Origin of the sequence: Flavobacterium branchiophilum FL-15, from assembly GCF_000253275.1 — a bacterium.
GTDB classification, from domain to species: Bacteria; Bacteroidota; Bacteroidia; order Flavobacteriales; family Flavobacteriaceae; genus Flavobacterium; species Flavobacterium branchiophilum.
Map to the genome: position 1 here is coordinate 1,717,698 of NC_016001.1, position 17,460 is coordinate 1,735,157.

The following is a 17,460-nucleotide window of genomic DNA, read 5'->3' on the forward strand; positions in this document are numbered from 1 at the left end:
GCAAGGCACCATGTGCTCGTGATAGCCCGACGGCAAAAAAAGGAAGCCCCGCCTGAAGGGTTTGGGGCGTGGGGGCTTTCTTTTTTTGGCGGCATGCCCAAATGGTTAGTGTTTTTATGGATGAAGTGGCTTTTGGTGGGGTAGTAGGTATTGGTTTGAAATTTTTTGTATTTTTTTTTGTTTATTGAAAATAAATTGTATTTTTGAAACATTAATAATAAATAAATCATAATAAGATGTTTGAACAATTAACAGAATTAGTGAAACAATTTGGTGGCGATGCTGTGGTGAATAATGCTGCGGTGCCTAATGAACACAATGAGGCCGTTTTGGGCGAGGCCAGCTCATCTATACTTGATGGTTTGAAAAAAATTGCTACTCAGGGTAATGGGGCCGAGTTGATTGGGGGGTTGTTTAATGGCAATAGTGCTGGCGACACATCGAACCCTGTTGTAAAAATGCTTACGGAACAGTTGTCGGGCAGTTTGGGTCAGAAATTTGGTTTGGGGTCTGAGGCTGCATCGGGTGTGGCGGCTAGCTTGATTCCAAAAGTTTTGGGTTCTTTGATTGGCGGGGCAAAAGATCCGAATAATGCGGGTATTCAGATTACGGATGTTATTGGGGCCATTTCGGGCGGTAATAGTGGTGGCATTATGGACGTGGTATCGAAGTTTGGTGGTCAGTTTGGATTGGATCAAAATGGCGATGGCAAGGTGGATATGAGCGATGCTTTGGCTGCTGCTACTAAACAAGGTGGTCTTGGTGGTATGTTGGGTGGTTTGTTTGGTAAATCGTAATTTTTTTTACAATTAATGCCTAAATTCTCCTAAAAATGTCCTGAAATTGCTGTTTGATTGTAAAACCAAGAGGGGAATATATAGCTATTTACACTCGGAATTTTGCATAAAAGATTAATAATCATGTAGATAACGTACGCTATTGGGAGTTTTACATTTTAGCTAAAATACATGATATTACATGTTTATAAATTATATGATTTTGTACCTTTAGCTGGTATTCTTTTTTATAGGCATAATTTAAAAAATTAACCTTTGATATATTAAATAGCAGCTTTTTTTGTTTGGATTTTGTTAATTTTAAATTTTTTGTGTGCTATCATTTTAAATAAAAACCATTCTATTGTTAGAATGGTTTTTTTGTTAAGGAAATTTCTATTACTTTTGTTGTTTAGTTTATTTAATCAATTATGATTATCTTTGTGCTGCATTTGTGTATTAGTATTGATTTTTGACCAATGGTCGTGATAATTAATAGTGATTTATTGCAATAACGTAAGGTATTATTTTATAAAAATATAGTTTTTTAGCAGTGTATAGGTAATGTATTTGCTTTAACTTTATAAAAAATCATGGAAAAGTTTAAACAAAAATGGCGGATTCGGTCTAATGTTCAATTGGCCATAATTGTATTGGTATTTGCAATAAATGGTTCGTTGTCTGCCAAAATTGCCTTGTTTGTTTTGGATCGATTGGGGTTGTCTATCAAGGAATTGCCGGCTGTGTTGTATTATGTGGTGTTGTTTTTGATTGTTTTGCCATTTTATCCTTATTTGTTGAAAGTGGTGGGCTTTGTTTTTGGGCAATCGTCTTTTTTTAATCCAATAGCTAATAAAATGTTGGAACAATATAAAAAAGGCATCAGAAAATGGATTTTTTTTAATAGGAAATAAATTTTGTGGTTGGTATAATGAAATATTTGTCTTACAATAAAATCATTAAAATGATACGATAGTAGTTTTTATTAAAAAAATGCGATAATTTGAGGAGTATTTTTTGTTTTGTATTTAAAAAACATTACCTTGCATTAAAATTTTAAATTAACAATTGAAAAGTAGTATAAAAACGAGTTTAAACCAATTATTTTTAAGTAAAAATTAACAAAATTATGAATCAAAAAACATCAACGGCATTTATTATTGCCTCTTGGATTGCTATGGGTGCTGGAATTATAGGATATTTAGTAGGTTTGATGCGGGCCGACATGTTGCTAAACGAAAAAGGCTATTATTTTACAGTATTAATGTTTGGTTTGTTTTCGGTAGTATCGTTGCAAAAAAGTGTTAGAGACCGACTGGAGGGCATTGTGATAACGGATATTTATTATGGCATTTGCTGGTTTGGCTCCATTTTGTCTATTGCGTTGTTGGCCATTGGGTTGTGGAATGCCACGATTTTGCCTAGCGAAAAAGGATTTTATGCCTTTGCCTTTTTGTTGGCTATTTTTGGAGCTATTGCCGTGCAGAAAAACACAAGAGATAATTTGGCTTCAGAGAAATAAATGATTGACAAGCTAGATAATACTTAAAATTAATTGTAATATTAATTTTAAGTATTTTTTTTGTAATAAAAATGAAAAAAAATGGATAAAATAAAACTCGTATTTGCCTCAAATAATGCTCACAAAATTGAGGAAATACAACAATTAGTGCCAGAATTTGTTGAGATTTTAAGTTTGCAAGCCATCAATTGTTTGGAGGACATACCCGAAACTGCCACTACCATAGCCGGCAATGCCCAATTGAAAGCCAATTATGTAACAGAAAAATATGGTTACCCTTGTTTTGCAGATGATACAGGCCTAGAAATTGAGGCTTTGAACGGAGCTCCAGGTGTTTTTTCGGCAAGGTATGCGGGCGAACCTAAAAATGACAAGGCAAATTTAGAAAAAGTATTGGAAAATATGGCCCAAGAAACCCACCGAGCGGCCCAATTTAAAACTGTTATTTGTTTGAATTTAAATGGGTTACAACATTTGTTTACAGGAATTGTAAAAGGCAATATAGCGCTAACTCCAAAAGGTAATCAGGGGTTTGGTTATGATCCCATTTTTAAGGCAGCAGGATACGATAAAACATTTGCTGAAATGACTATGAAAGAAAAATCTGAAATAAGTCATCGAGGAAAAGCGGTGGAACAATTGGTAGCATTTTTGCAAAAAATGTAACAAAAACGAGCAGGTGTTCCTAAAAAAAACAACAAATAGCAAGCGACAATTTATTTCAAAAAAGCTAAATAATTGATAGTCAATTTATAATTATAAAATAAATAAAGAAAAAGCATTAGTTATTAACAAAAATTCGATGTACCTTTGCGACCTATTTTAAATACATATAATGAATAAATTTGAACAATTAGGATTGAGTGAATCGCTACAACGTGCGATTATCGATCTAGGATTTGAAAATCCGACCGAAGTGCAGGAAAAGGCGATTCCCCTATTATTGGAAAAAGACACAGATTTAGTTGCGTTGGCTCAAACAGGGACAGGGAAAACGGCAGCTTTTGGTTTTCCGCTGATTCAAAAAATTGATGCCAACAACAGAAATACACAAGCATTGATTTTATCACCGACACGAGAATTATGTTTGCAAATTACAAACGAAATTAAAAACTACGCCAAATACGAAAAAGGTATAAATGCCGTAGCCATTTATGGAGGAGCCAGCATTACAGAACAAGCCAGAGAAATAAAAAGAGGGGCACAAATTATTGTAGCTACACCTGGCCGTATGCAAGACATGATTAATAGAGGATTGGTAAACATTTCTCAAATTAATTATTGTGTTTTGGACGAAGCAGACGAAATGTTGAACATGGGATTTTATGAAGATATTGTAAACATCCTTTCGACATCGCCCGACGAAAAAAGTACATGGTTGTTTTCGGCAACGATGCCACAAGAGGTAGCCCGAATTGCAAAACAGTTTATGCACAATCCACTTGAAATTACTGTTGGAACCAAAAATTCTGGTTCGGCCACGGTTTCACATGAGTTTTACCTTGTCAATGCCAGAGACCGTTATGAAGCACTAAAAAGATTAGCCGATTGTAATCCAGATATTTTTTCGGTAGTTTTTTGTAGAACCAAAAGAGATACCCAACAAGTTGCCGAAAAATTGATTGAAGACGGATACAACGCCGCAGCCCTTCATGGCGATTTGTCGCAAGCCCAACGTGACTCTGTTATGAAATCGTTTAGAGGCCGACAAATTCAAATGCTTGTTGCAACAGATGTTGCCGCAAGAGGCATAGATGTGGACAATGTAACACACGTTGTAAATTACCAACTTCCAGACGAAATTGAAACCTACAACCACCGTTCTGGTAGAACAGGAAGAGCAGGAAAACTAGGTACCTCTATTGTAATAGTTACCAAAAGTGAATTACGAAAAATTGCTTCTATTGAAAGAATTATCAAACAAAAGTTTGAGGAAAAAAGCATCCCATCTGGAATTGAAATTTGCGAAATACAATTGTTGCATTTAGCAAACAAAATAAAAGACACCGAAGTAGATCATGAAATAGACAATTATTTGCCAGCTATCAACACTGTTTTGGAAGGTTTGTCTAAAGAAGATTTGATTAAAAAAATGGTTTCTGTAGAATTTAATCGTTTTATTAATTATTACAAAAAAACCAAAGATTTATCTACACAATCAGCAGGTAACGACCGTAATAGAGAAGAAAGAGGCACTAGAGAAACCAATACAAACGGTGCAGTTCGTTATTTTGTAAACATCGGATCGAGAGATAATTTTGATTGGATGACTTTGAAAGATTGGTTGAAAGAAACATTAGACCTTGGCAGAGACGATGTATTTAAAGTGGATGTAAAAGAAGGTTTTTCATTCTTTAACACCGATGCTGAATTTACAGATAGAGTAATGGATGTTTTGAACAATACACAATTGGAAGGCAGACGCATCAATGTGGAAATTTCTAAAAACGACGGAGGAGGCAGACGTGACCATAACGGACGCAGCGCTGGCGGATTTGGTGGAAGCCGTAATGGCGGAGGCGAAAGACGTTCGGGCGGTAGCGGTTTTAGAGGGGCGGCCAAAGAAGGTGGTTTTAGAAACGAAAGAAGCGGCGCTAGAGAAGGCAGCTTTAGAAGTGAAAGAGGTAGCAGCTCCCGACGTGAAACTACTGTAACTGAAAGAGCTCCAAGACGTTCAGAAAGTTTTGGAACAACTCCAAGAGCCAGACGTACTAGAAGAGATTAAAACTATTTGTTAATTTTCTGGTAAATATACTAGCAAACTACAAACTATTTCGTGTTTATTTATTACTTTTGAGTTTTATTTAAATTTATGAAATATTTTGTAGTTTTCTTTTTTGCACTCTTTGCTACAACCCTTGTAGCTCAAGATAAAAATGCCCAAAAAATATCGGGAAACATTATCAATAGTGTCAATTCATTGCCCGTAGCAAATGTTAATATCATCAATATCAACAAAGTAAAAGGTGCTGTTTCGGGTAGTTTTGGACTATTTGAAATAGAGGCCACTGTAAATGATACCTTACACATTACTTGTATCGGATTTCAATCTTTGAAAGTAAAAGTTACCAATGACTGGGTAAAAAATAAAATTACAAAAATACAACTTACTCCAAAATCGTATGCCTTGGAAGAAGTTATTGTAAGGAAATACAATTTGACGGGATATTTAGAAATTGATTCCAAATTAATCCCCGTTAGAGAAGACTACCGATACAGTATTTCTGGACTTCCACAGGCTTATGAAGGTGGGCAGTATGCTCCAAATGCTTTTAATAAAGTAATGGGATCCTTGTTTAACCCCGCTGACATGCTTTATAATTTTTTTGGCAATAAGCCCAAAGAACTTCGCAAACTCAAAGAAATGAGAAAAGACGATACCGTACGAAATGTATTGGAATCAAGATTTGACAGAGAAACATTGGCAGCCTTGTTGGGCATAGACAAAAAAGAAATAGCCGAAATTTTAGAACGTTGTAATTATTCTGAATCTTTTGTAAAATCAGCAAACGATTTGCAAATTATGGATGCCATTAGCGGTTGTTATGAAGAATATAAAATTTTGAAAAAAAATTAAAAAACTTGTAGTTTTAGCAATAATTTAAAATGGAAATTTTTGCAGACAACAATTTTAATGTATTTTTTTCTTGAATATTCAACAGAAATGTTTAATTTTACTTTTCAAAAAGCCTTTAAAAAATTAATTTATCAAAAAATAGGCTTTTAATATAAATTAAAACTAAAATTAATTCAATAAAAAATGATGAGAAAACATTTTATAGTAGCCGGGCTTTTAAGTTCGATGGGGCTATTTGCTCAAGACGATTTGGTAAAAAAAGTCATCAACAATGCTTCTATCAATTCTAAATTTATTTTTACAGATGTTATCAATTTAGAAAGTACTTCGGTAAAAAGCCAAGGATCTGCAGGAACTTGTTGGAGTTATTCTGGTAATTCTTTTATCGAGTCAGAAATGATCCGTATGGGAAAAAAACCAGTTGATATTGCAGAAATTTTTACGGCACGAAAAGTATATTTGGGCAAAGCCCGAAATTATATTTTGTTTAACGGTAATTTAGGACTTGGCGACGGTGCCGAGTTACATGATGTAATGAACATGTTGCGTCAATATGGTGCCATGCCACAAGAAGCATATACGCTGGAAGATTATGGAAAAGGAAGTGTAAAATCTGACGATTTTCAAAAAGAGTTAAAAGATATTTTAGATAATTACATCAAATTACCTAAAAAAACTGCTGCGACATGGCTTACAGATGTAAACCAATTTATGGATCAAAAATTAGGTAAATTACCAGAAAATTTTGATTATAAAGGCAAAAACTACAACTCTCATTCTTTTGCAAAAGAAGTAATAGGCATCAATCCTGATGATTATATTGAAATATCAAACTACAAAGACAGTCCATATTACCAAAAAATAGTACAACCTGTTTCTGATAATTGGAGCTACGATCAATTATATAACGTTCCAATGACGGCACTTACAGATGTGGTTGATGCGGCATTGTCTAAAGGCTATACGGTGGGCTGGGCTACAGACGTGTCTGAACCTTATTTTAGTTGGAAAAATGGTGTGGCTCAGGTACCCGATTTAGATTTGTATAATATTACAGACGAACAACGCAAAGGGCTTTTTGAGGCTCCATTGGATGAAAAAAAGATTACAGAAGACCTGCGTTTAGATGGTTTTTATACCATGACTACAACAGACGATCATGGTATGCACATCGTGGGCAAAGGCAAAGACCAAAAAGGGAAAGAATATTATAAAGTAAAAAATTCATGGGGTGCCAGCAACGATTTTAAAGGTTATTTGTATGTTACAAAAGCTTATGTTCAACTAAAAACTACTGCTTTGATGGTGCATAAAAAGGCTTTGCCAATGGCACTTGCCAAAAAATTGAAGCTATAATTTTTTATAAAAATAAATAAAAAACGCATCTAAATACGAATCTTATGACTCATTATGGGTATAAAAAATGTGTTTTAGATGCGTTTTTTTATTTGCAATATGTTGTTATTGTAATATTTTTTTCGTTAATACCAAATATACATATAAAATAGTTCAATCTACTTGTTCTTTTTTGCTAAAATTATTCATAAAAAATAGTTCCGTAGCCCAGCTATGCAACGATTTTTTTTGAAAATTTTTTCTAAAAAATAACTATGCATCTTTGGACTATTTTATAAATATATTTGGTATAAGTATAGCAGTCGAAATCCTTTTAGAAGTCCCCCAGCTCCCAAAAGGGGTGTTGCATTGCATGAAAATAGTTTCTGAATGTGGTAATCAAAAAAGATTATTTCCAATATTATATTTCTTTTGGAGTTCAATGAACTTTGTTTGAAACGAAAAGCCCGACCCTTTGGGAACAACAAAGTAATTTAAATATGCGAATTGTTTAATTTAGAATTTAAGTTGATCTAATTTAGTTGAAAACAATGGATTTGTATAATTGTTCTGTCTCATATTGGTAAAAATGGATGGGCATTTAAAATATAGAAATTTTATCCCAAAATAAATTTTGTTTGAATTGTTTTTTTATTTAATTTTAGAAAATCAAAAAAAACAACGCCATGAACGAGATAGACATTGAAAAAGAAAATAAAGCAATTGCTCAAGAATACAAAGAATTGTTACGCATCAGTTACCAAACACTTACAGACGAAGACAAAAAATTGATTCGAAAAGCCTTTGATGTTGCTGTTGATGCCCACAAAGAACAACGCAGAAAATCTGGCGAAGCCTATATTTTCCACCCCATTGCAGTGGCCAAAATTGTAGCCTCAGAAATTGGTTTAGGAGCCACTGGTATTGCTGCGGCCTTGCTGCACGATGTAGTCGAAGATACCCCTTTTACGGTTCAGGATATCGAAACGATGTTCAACCCAAAAGTGGCCCAACTTGTGGAAGGATTAACCAAAATATCGCAAGTAAAAAAAGATTTAAACATTTCGATGCAAGCCGAAAACTTCAGAAAAATGTTGCTTACCCTAAACGACGACGTGCGGGTTATTTTGATCAAACTGGCTGACAGATTGCACAACATGCAAACGATGGATTCGATGGCAGCTTATAAACAAACCAAAATAGCTTCCGAAACATTGTACATCTATGCCCCTTTGGCTCACCGACTAGGGTTGTACAACATCAAAACAAAACTGGAAGATTTAGGGTTAAAATACACAGAACCAGCTGTTTATAAGGATATTGTAAGCAAAATAAAAGAAACCAAAGAAGAGCAAGACGCTTATATAAAAGACATTTCGGATGTTTTAAAAAAATCATTAGACGAAGAGGGCATGGACTACATCATCAAAGGGCGTCCAAAATCTGTCTATTCTATACGTCGAAAAATGAAAGCTCAAAACGTAACTTATGACGAAGTTTACGATAAATTTGCCTTGCGAATTGTGTATAAATCCAATCCGCACGACGAAAAATTCTTGGCGTGGAAAATTTATTCCATCGTAACCGATCATTACAGACCAAGCCCTAGCCGTTTAAGAGACTGGATTTCGTCGCCAAAATCAACAGGATACGAGGCCCTACACATAACCGTTATGGGACCAAAAGGCCGTTGGGTAGAAATACAAGTTCGTAGCGAACGCATGGACGAAATTGCCGAAAAAGGCTATGCAGCCCATTATAAATACAAAAATGGAGGCGAAGAAAGCGGTTTGGATGTATGGCTCAACTTACTCAAAGAAGCTCTCGAAAACTCCGAAAGCAATGCCGTAGATTTTGTAGAAGATTTTAAAATGAACCTCTATTCAAAAGAAATTTACGTATTTACTCCAAAGGGCGACATCCGATCCTTACCAAAAGGGGCCACTTCTTTAGATTTTGCCTTTAGCATCCATTCAGAAATTGGAATCAAAACCCGTGGCACCCGTGTAAACGGCAAACTTGTACCCTTAAACTACGAACTCAAAAGCGGCGACCAAGTAGAAATCATTACCTCTACAAGTCAAAAACCAACCTCACATTGGCTCGAATATGTAACAACGTCCAGAGCCAAAAATAAAATTAGAAACGTATTAAACGAAAATACCAAAAAAATAGCCGAAGAAGGCAAAGAAATATTAACCCGAAAATTACGCCATTTAAAAGTAACTTTGAACGAAAAAACAACCAACGAATTGGTTAATTATTTCAAACTCAAAACCAGTTTAGACTTGTTTTATAGAGCCGGTATTGGAGCCCTAGAAAACCAAGCCCTAAAAGACTATGCAGCCAAAAAAAGCAATACACTGTTCAATTTTTTCAAGAACAAAATCAAACGATCACCTAACAATTCCGATATTGATTTTTCAAAAAACACCCCAACTCAAAACTACGACATGCTTGTTTTTGGGGCAGAACAGGACAAACTCGACTACAAATTTTCTACCTGCTGCAACCCCATTCCTGGCGATACAGTATTTGGATTTTTAACCATCAACGAAGGCATCAAAGTGCACAAACACGATTGCCCCAATGCCATTTCGCTCCAATCCAATTATGCTTATCGCATTATGGCCGCCAAATGGGTCGATTCGACACAACAAGAGTTCAAAGCCATCCTCAACATCATGGGTATGGACACCCTAGGACTTACCAACGAATTGACAAAAGTAATTTCAAACAACATGCATGTCAACATCCAAAGCATTTCCTTAAGCGGCGATGCAGGAATTTTCAACGGTCAAATTACCGTAATTGTACAAAATAATACCATTTTGAAAAAATTAATAGACAATATCAAAAAAATTGACGGCATCGAAAAAGTAGTAAGAGTATATCATTAAACCAACAATTATCAAATGGGCGTGCCCCTTCGTAAACTACGTGTCGGGCTATCCGTTACAAACGACGTTCTTTGAACTCCAAAAGAAATGAAATATTGTGAAATAATCTTTTTTGCCCCAAAAAGAGGAGCAAAAAAGGATTTCCACTACTATCCCTCACGTAAACCAACATTATAGGGTCTAAAAAAGCAACAAAAAAATCAAAAGTAGCACAACACAATAAATATATAATTTAGATATAAAGCAGCAAATACAAAAATTATGAATTTATAATACTTACATTTTATACAATGAAACAAATTTTTATCAACTTACCTGTAAAAGATGTAGAAAAATCTATGAATTTTTACAAACATTTAGGTTTCACAGTCAATCCTTTGTTTAGTTTCAACGACCAAAAATGTATGGTTTGGAGCGACCAAATTTATGTAATGCTACAAACGCATGACATGTTCAAATCGGGCAATAAAAAAAAACTTGCCAACGCCAAAACAAGCACCATTGCTACCTTTACACTTCCTGTACAAAGCATAGAAGTAATGAATGACATTGTAGCAAAAGGGATAAAAGCAGGCGGCACAGCGCCAACACAAACAATCGACGAAGGCTTCATGCAAATAAGAAACATCGAAGACTTAGACGGACATCATTGGGCAGTAATTTATTTAGACTTAGACAAATTCAAAAAAATAACAGGAAAACAATAAAATTTAAAAAAGATAACAACCAGCTACCATTTAAAAATTTACAGACTATAAAACTAACATACATGAAGTTAAAAACAACATACTTTTTTTTATATGAACTTGTTAGTCAAAAGTTTATAAAAACAATGTAAAAGAAAAAAGATGAAAAGAAAAATTATTTATACAATTTTAAGTTTTGGAATATTTGTTTTGTCGAGTTGCTTTGAAAAATCCAAAATACAAGCAAATAACACAACCAAATTTACATTAAATTCAAAAAGCGCAACTATTATAAAAGATTTAGATGCAAAAAAATTTATAGATTTGTGCTTAAAAAATTATAAAGAAGATAGAAAACTTAATTTTGTTGTTTTCTCTGGTGATTTCCCACAAGATTTTATTACAAAACAAGATATAGAATATTTAGTTGCTAATATTGATTCAAAACAAAAATGCTGTGGTTATATGCATATTTTTTCTTCATACATAAGTTCAGATAATGCTGAAGTTGGTGGATTTGCTATATTGTTTCTCAAATCATATATAGAAAAGAAACAATTAAATTTGGGGCTAAACTCGAATCCAAAAATTGACAAAAAAGAAATTCTAATTATTAAAAATTGGTATAAAAACGAAATGCAAAAATAGAAAACCATTTGATAACAACTAGAGCGTACACATTTTTTTCATCGGTTTTTTATTGTATTCATAAGTACTTCGTATTTCATTGCGACTGAAAGCTGAACTACGAAAAATTGCTGTTTTTGACAATATTTTAAGAACTTGCTGAAAAAATTAATATCAAACATGACAGAACTAAAACTTTACAAATCTAACTCAAAAGGATTTAAAATTCTTGCTTTGTCTTTGCCTTTTGTTTCAATTGGAATTTGGATGATTGCTGAAAATCATAATGGAACATTTGACTTTTATATGGGTTGGTTTATTACTTCTTTTTTTGGTTTAGGAATTCTAATAATTATTTTTAATTTTTTAGACAAAAGACCGCAAATAGTAATAAATGAAAATGGAATTTGGAACAGAACGACAAAACAGAACGAAATCAAATGGGAACAAATTAAGGAGTGTTACTTGATAGATATTTATAATCAAAAATTCATTTCTATTGTTACCAAAGAAACATTTGTGCTCAAAAAAAAATACTTTTAGTTGGTTAAACAAGTTGAATAAATATGTTGGAGCTCAAGAAATGAACATAAATTTAAGCCTAATAAACATTGACGAAAACAAACTGACAGATTTTATCAACAACATTAGATTGTCAGAAAAAAGTCTTCGAAATAATCAAATAAAGAACTTCAATTCTAATTTGACTATGAATAAAGTCTCAAATACTCATAAATATATTGCTAATTTGCTAATTTTAATTTGTTTGCTTATTGCTTCTTTTAGTAATTTATATGCGTTTTGGGTTATGATGATTACTATGGGGATTGGAGGTTTCATAGGAAAGTGGTTTAGAGGAACAAATAATAATTCCAATTTGAGAAAATACGCTGTACGAATAGTTTATATAGGATTTACTAATATGGTTTTATATTTACTTATTATTAAATGCTATGATTACACAACAAATAATATTGGAACGAAATTGACTAATGAAATAGAAAATTATAAAACAAAAAATGGAAATTATCCACATGAAATAAATACATTAAACAAAAAACTAAACTTAAACCTATTTGAAAAATATATTGTAGATAAAATAGACTACAAAAAAACAGATAAAGAATATATACTAGAGCTTATGTTCTTAAATCAGAACTTGAAAGAATTTGACAAAGAACACAAAGAATGGGATTAATTCTGCTAACAACACTTAACCTATCATTACACCTAAAAGCCAACCAATAAAAATAAACAACCATGTGTTAAACCAATTCCATTCACGCCCCTTATGGAGTTATCGAAAAGTTTTTGTTAGCATTTCAAGAGGATCTAGTGCCTCTTTTTTATGAAAATTTGTAAATAAATGCTATTTTATTTCAGTGTTTTTTATTATTTTTGAAAAATATTTAACGGCAGTTTTTTTATAGGCTTTCGTTGGCTGTAATTCCCCCTAGACTCACGTCCTGACCTCGTAATCTAACGGTACTAAAGAGTAAAATAAGAGGATTAAACAAGAAAAGTATATTTTTTAAATATCTGATTTACAAAATATTAATATAACATTAGTTAGAACTTTAAAGACCGACACAACAAAACAAAATCGACTGAAATAAAAAATAGACAATGCTAAAGATAAAAAACATAAAAATCACTGGAATAGGACCAATTAAAAATTTGGAACTAACTTTCGATAATCATTTCAACATTATTTGTGGACAAAATGGTATCGGAAAAACAACTATTTTAGACTGTTTAGCTCAATCATTTGGGTTAAATGATACTTCTGTTAAAAGGACAGCTGGATTAGAAAAAGGGAATTGGAATATTAATGTCTCAATTAACAATGTTAGTCAATCCAAATCTTTTGATATAGTTGCATTCCATCCACAGGAAAGGACTAATCAAACACAAGGTTTTTATCTAAACTCAAATGACATTATTGTTTTTAAAACCCACAGAGACATTCCCTATCAACATTTATCTTCGCTAAGTATTGACCCACAAAAAAATATTCATCAATTTGCAATTGAAACAATGCACGGTTCTTTACCTCACGATTTAAAGAATTGGTTTGTATTAGGCCATTTATGGTCAGCTCACGAAAATCATTTAGATGAACAACAAATCAAAAATATTACTCTTGCAAAAGAATGTTTTAATATTCTAAACTCTCAAATTTCGTTTAGCAAAGTTAATCCAAACTCTAATGACATTCTACTAAACACTCCAAATGGAGAAATTTATTTTGAGTACTTATCATCTGGTTATAAGTCTTGTATGGCTGTATTAATTGGTTTAATAAAAGAAATAGAGCTTAGATATAAAAATCCAAGTAAGTTTATTAAGGATTTTGATGGAATAGTATTTATAGATGAAATTGATTTGCATTTACACCCTGAGTGGCAGGCCAAAATATATGAAGCATTAAAAATAATTTTACCTAATGCTCAAGTCTTTACATCAACTCATAGCCCACATATTATACAAGTTGCAAAAGCGAAAGAAATTATTCCACTAACACTTGACGAAACAAATGAGGTTAAATTAAATCAAATCATAAATCAGGAATATGGTTTCCAAGGTTGGACAGTAGAGGAAATTTTATCCGATGTTATGGGAATGACTGAAACAAGAACTTCCACATATTTAGATGCAATTTCAAATTTCAATGTTGCTATTGACAGTGAAAATTTTGAAGCTGCAAATGCACAATTTATAATTCTTGATGCTATGTTACATCCAGAAAACTCATTAAAGAAAATATTAAAAATTCAATTAACTGGAATTTCAACAAATGATTAAGTTAGACAGAACCCCAAAACCTGTCGAGCTTACAGCAGAATTACAAGTTGCTTTGACAGATGAATTTAAATTAACAGGCAAATCAGTTTGGAACATTGATTTTATAAAAAAAGGATTATCAGGTTTTTCTAATGACAAATGTTGTTATTGTGAAGCAAACATAAATGAAGAAAGTAAATATTTGGAAGTTGAACATTTTCATCATAAAGACAAATATAAAGATGAAGTTTTAGAATGGGATAATTTACTGCCTTCGTGTAAAAAATGTAATGGCACAAAAAATAACCACGACACCAAATTAGAACCAATAATTGACCCAAGCCAAATTGACCCCAAAGTCCATCTAAAATATTGGCGTTATAGAATAAAAGGCTCTGACGACTTTGGTAAATTAACAGTTTCAGTTCTCAACTTAAATGACCAAGACAGGCTGGTTAAAAAGAGATTTGAAATCGGTAATGCTATCCAAGTTAAATTGGAACAATTAAACGAATTGACAGACGATTACATTAATGGCGTTCAGACAAGTACACTGAGAAAAAATAGAATTATAAATGGAATAAAAGACCTTATGAAAGAAGGGCTTCCAAATTCGATTTATTCGGCGACATCTGCAACAGTAATTTTAACAGACACTGAATATGATGCTTTAAAGATTAAATTGACTTCGTTGAGTTTTTGGGACGCTGAATTATCGCAACTTGAAATTGACTTAACTAAAACAGCATTAAAACTTGAAAAGTAGAATAGCTACAACTAACAGCTAGAGTTTCGTTGCGGCTGTATGCCGAGCAATGAAACTCGTGTTGAACGGAACCGATTACATTCACGCCCCTTATGGAGTTATCGAAAAGTTTTTGTTAGCATTTCAAGAGGATTTAGTGCCTCTTTTTTATGAAAATTTGTAAATAAATGCTATTTTATTTCAGTGTTTTTTATTATTTTTGGAAAATATTTAACGGCAGTTTTTTTATAGGCTGACTTTAGTGGCATTGCAAAAACAGACAACATCTACATCATAATGGCAACCTATCATATTTTAAACGGGGATTGCTTGGCTGAACAATTAAGTCAAACAAGAATAAACCAAAACTTTATTGTTTTTAGAGAATGTTTAATTGACGGTACTGTATATGCCGACAATATGGCTGACTTTTGGAAGGTTCGAGCTGAATTTTTTGCTGATGTTTATAAAATTTCTACTGAAGAATATGAAATAAAAACTGTAAATGAATTTGAAAAAATAAAAAATATACCAGACAATTCAGAAGTTTGTCTTTGGTTCGAGAATGATTTGTTTTGTCAGACAAATATGTGGTTTCTAATTTCGATTCTTGCAACGAACGTAACTTTAAATATCTATCGCGTTTTTCCAATAATTGATCATAATTCAGATATTTGGAAAGGTTTTGGCATTTCCAACGCTCAAAAACTCAAACAGGCATTTGAATCAAAAATTCGGTTTACACCAATAGACATTGAATTAGGCAAAGATTTGTGGGCTTCATACCAGATTGCTGACATAACCAAGTTGAATGAGTTATCTAAAAAACAATCTAACTGTTTTGAATATTTAGAAGCGGTATGTCAAGCAGCGATTGATAGATTTCCTTTAAACAACACATTGAGCAGACCAGACCAAGTTGTAAAAGCAATAATTGACACGATTTCTACAGAATTTCAGGTTGTGTTTTCAGAGTTTTCAGAGAGAGAAGGAATTTATGGATTTGGCGATTTGCAACTAAAAACCATTTACGATAGACAGATGCACAACCAGTAGCCCCCAACCTTTCGTTGCGGCCGAAAGTAGATGAACTTCAATAAAAATAAGCACTTAGGGCAGTAAATGAAATTGAATTTTTACCTTTAAAAAAATGTAATTCAAAAAGGAAATGTTTTTATAGCAGTAATTTTGACTGATAAAAAATGGGATCTTACACCATTACAAAGTTATTTTTGCATTGTATAGCTATATATTGTATGAAACTATTTATTTTTTTATTTAATATAAATTAATTCAAAAAATAATTATATAAAATTTTTTTGAAATAAGTTAATTTTTTGTAGGATTTACGGAGTGTTTTGAAAGGGTAGTGTAGTTGTATAGCCCCGACAGTAGTGGCATCCTTTTTGTTTTTAAGCCCCTTTTTTTGGGGCTTAAAAATAAAAAGATATAGCGAATGGCGGGTTGGAGTGCTTTTTGAAAGGGGAGGGTTGTGCTACTTATAAAAATTGAGTATCCTTAAAAAAAGTGCCACCATTAAATAGTTTCGCTATGAATTTATTGTAATAATTTGATAATTTGCTCTGCTAATTCTGTTCCTATTCTGTCTTGAGCTTCGCCTGTAGCAGCACCAATGTGTGGAGTTAATGAAATTTTTGGGTGCATAAGAATTTTTACCTCTGGTGTTGGTTCATTTTCAAATACGTCTAAACCTGCAAAGGCTACTTTTCCGCTGTCCAATGCTTTGATTAAAGCTACTTCGTCAATAACGCCACCTCTGGCACAATTTACAATTCCAACGCCCGTTTTCATGCTATCAAATTGGGCATCGCTGATGACGTAACCATTTTGAGCAGGAACGTGTAGGGTGATAAAATCGGATTCGGCCAACAAGGATTCTAATGATTGAGACACAATTGTAGTGGTGATGCTTTGACCATCAAAAAAGGAAACTGTAACATCTACTTTGTCGATATAACTGTCGGCAGCAATTACTTTCATACCAAGTCCTAATGCCATTTTTGCAGTGGCTTGTCCGATACGTCCAATTCCTACAATTCCTAATGTTTTACCTCTTAATTCGACCCCGTTAGCATAGGCTTTTTTAAGGGCTTCAAATTTAGAATCGCCTTCTAATGGCATGTTTCGGTTTGAATCGTGCAAGAAACGAACCCCGTTGAATAAATGTCCGAAAACCAATTCGGCCACAGATTCTGAAGAGCTTGCGGGAGTATTGATAACGTGAATTCCTTTTGATTTGGCATATTCCACGTCTATATTATCCATTCCAACGCCACCACGACCAATAATTTTTATACCAGGACAAGCGTCGATGATGTCTTGTCTTACTTTTGTGGCACTTCTAACCAAAATGACACTTACGTTGTTTTCGTTTATATAATTGGCTACTTGTTCTTGTGCTACTTTTGTAGTGATTACCTCAAATCCGCCTTTTTCTAATGCAACAATACCGCTTTTTGAGATACCATCATTTGCTAATACTTTCAT

Annotated in this window: 16 protein-coding genes; 15 read left to right on the forward strand and 1 reads right to left on the reverse strand. The window is 33.1% G+C overall.

What is annotated here, in order from left to right; translation table 11 throughout:
- Window positions 1-236 precede the first annotated feature (236 nt).
- From FBFL15_RS07400 to FBFL15_RS07470, 15 genes are all read left to right on the forward strand, one after another.
- Window positions 237-797 (forward strand): hypothetical protein, encoded by a 561-nt coding sequence (locus tag FBFL15_RS07400; protein ID WP_014083993.1) that lies wholly within the window; start codon window positions 237-239, stop codon window positions 795-797.
- A gap of 572 nt (window positions 798-1,369) precedes the next feature.
- Complete coding sequence (locus FBFL15_RS07405; RefSeq protein ID WP_014083994.1) at window positions 1,370-1,690, forward strand: DUF6787 family protein; 321 nt, start codon at window positions 1,370-1,372, stop codon at window positions 1,688-1,690.
- Between the two features lie 215 nt (window positions 1,691-1,905).
- Window positions 1,906-2,298, forward strand: a complete 393-nt coding sequence (gene yiaA, locus FBFL15_RS07410; RefSeq protein ID WP_014083995.1) for an inner membrane protein YiaA — start codon at window positions 1,906-1,908, stop codon at window positions 2,296-2,298.
- Window positions 2,299-2,388: 90 nt separating this feature from the next.
- Window positions 2,389-2,964, forward strand: a complete 576-nt coding sequence (locus FBFL15_RS07415) for a non-canonical purine NTP diphosphatase (RefSeq protein WP_044032491.1) — start codon at window positions 2,389-2,391, stop codon at window positions 2,962-2,964.
- 169 nt (window positions 2,965-3,133) lie between these two features.
- On the forward strand, window positions 3,134-5,023 hold the full coding sequence (locus FBFL15_RS07420; RefSeq protein ID WP_014083997.1) for a DEAD/DEAH box helicase: 1,890 nt from the start codon (window positions 3,134-3,136) through the stop codon (window positions 5,021-5,023).
- 87 nt (window positions 5,024-5,110) lie between these two features.
- Entirely contained in the window at window positions 5,111-5,875 is a 765-nt protein-coding gene (locus FBFL15_RS07425) for a carboxypeptidase-like regulatory domain-containing protein (RefSeq protein ID WP_014083998.1), read from the forward strand.
- A 183-nt stretch (window positions 5,876-6,058) separates the two neighbouring features.
- The gene (locus FBFL15_RS07430) at window positions 6,059-7,231 is read left to right on the forward strand and encodes a C1 family peptidase (protein ID WP_014083999.1); all 1,173 of its coding nucleotides are present in this window, start codon (window positions 6,059-6,061) and stop codon (window positions 7,229-7,231) included.
- Window positions 7,232-7,896: 665 nt separating this feature from the next.
- Complete coding sequence (locus FBFL15_RS07435) at window positions 7,897-10,110, forward strand: RelA/SpoT family protein (protein ID WP_014084000.1); 2,214 nt, start codon at window positions 7,897-7,899, stop codon at window positions 10,108-10,110.
- 290 nt (window positions 10,111-10,400) lie between these two features.
- Window positions 10,401-10,817: a VOC family protein gene (locus FBFL15_RS07440; protein ID WP_014084001.1), complete on the forward strand. Its 417-nt coding sequence runs from the start codon at window positions 10,401-10,403 to the stop codon at window positions 10,815-10,817.
- Between the two features lie 141 nt (window positions 10,818-10,958).
- The gene (locus FBFL15_RS07445) at window positions 10,959-11,444 is read left to right on the forward strand and encodes a hypothetical protein (RefSeq protein ID WP_014084002.1); all 486 of its coding nucleotides are present in this window, start codon (window positions 10,959-10,961) and stop codon (window positions 11,442-11,444) included.
- 159 nt (window positions 11,445-11,603) lie between these two features.
- Window positions 11,604-11,966, forward strand: a complete 363-nt coding sequence (locus tag FBFL15_RS07450) for an STM3941 family protein (RefSeq protein ID WP_014084003.1) — start codon at window positions 11,604-11,606, stop codon at window positions 11,964-11,966.
- A 40-nt stretch (window positions 11,967-12,006) separates the two neighbouring features.
- A complete protein-coding gene (locus FBFL15_RS07455; protein WP_148267901.1) occupies window positions 12,007-12,621 on the forward strand; it encodes a hypothetical protein in 615 nt (204 codons plus the stop codon).
- 428 nt (window positions 12,622-13,049) lie between these two features.
- Complete coding sequence (locus FBFL15_RS07460) at window positions 13,050-14,228, forward strand: AAA family ATPase (RefSeq protein ID WP_014084005.1); 1,179 nt, start codon at window positions 13,050-13,052, stop codon at window positions 14,226-14,228.
- The gene (locus FBFL15_RS07465) at window positions 14,221-14,973 is read left to right on the forward strand and encodes an HNH endonuclease family protein (RefSeq protein ID WP_014084006.1); all 753 of its coding nucleotides are present in this window, start codon (window positions 14,221-14,223) and stop codon (window positions 14,971-14,973) included. Before FBFL15_RS07460 ends, FBFL15_RS07465 begins: the two co-directional genes overlap by 8 nt.
- A 276-nt stretch (window positions 14,974-15,249) precedes the next feature.
- The gene (locus tag FBFL15_RS07470) at window positions 15,250-16,008 is read left to right on the forward strand and encodes a DUF1835 domain-containing protein (RefSeq protein WP_014084008.1); all 759 of its coding nucleotides are present in this window, start codon (window positions 15,250-15,252) and stop codon (window positions 16,006-16,008) included.
- Window positions 16,009-16,509: 501 nt separating this feature from the next.
- On the opposite strand, the gene FBFL15_RS07475 is transcribed toward FBFL15_RS07470, so the two are convergent.
- On the reverse strand, window positions 16,510-17,460 hold the full coding sequence (locus tag FBFL15_RS07475; protein WP_014084009.1) for a D-2-hydroxyacid dehydrogenase: 951 nt from the start codon (window positions 17,458-17,460) through the stop codon (window positions 16,510-16,512).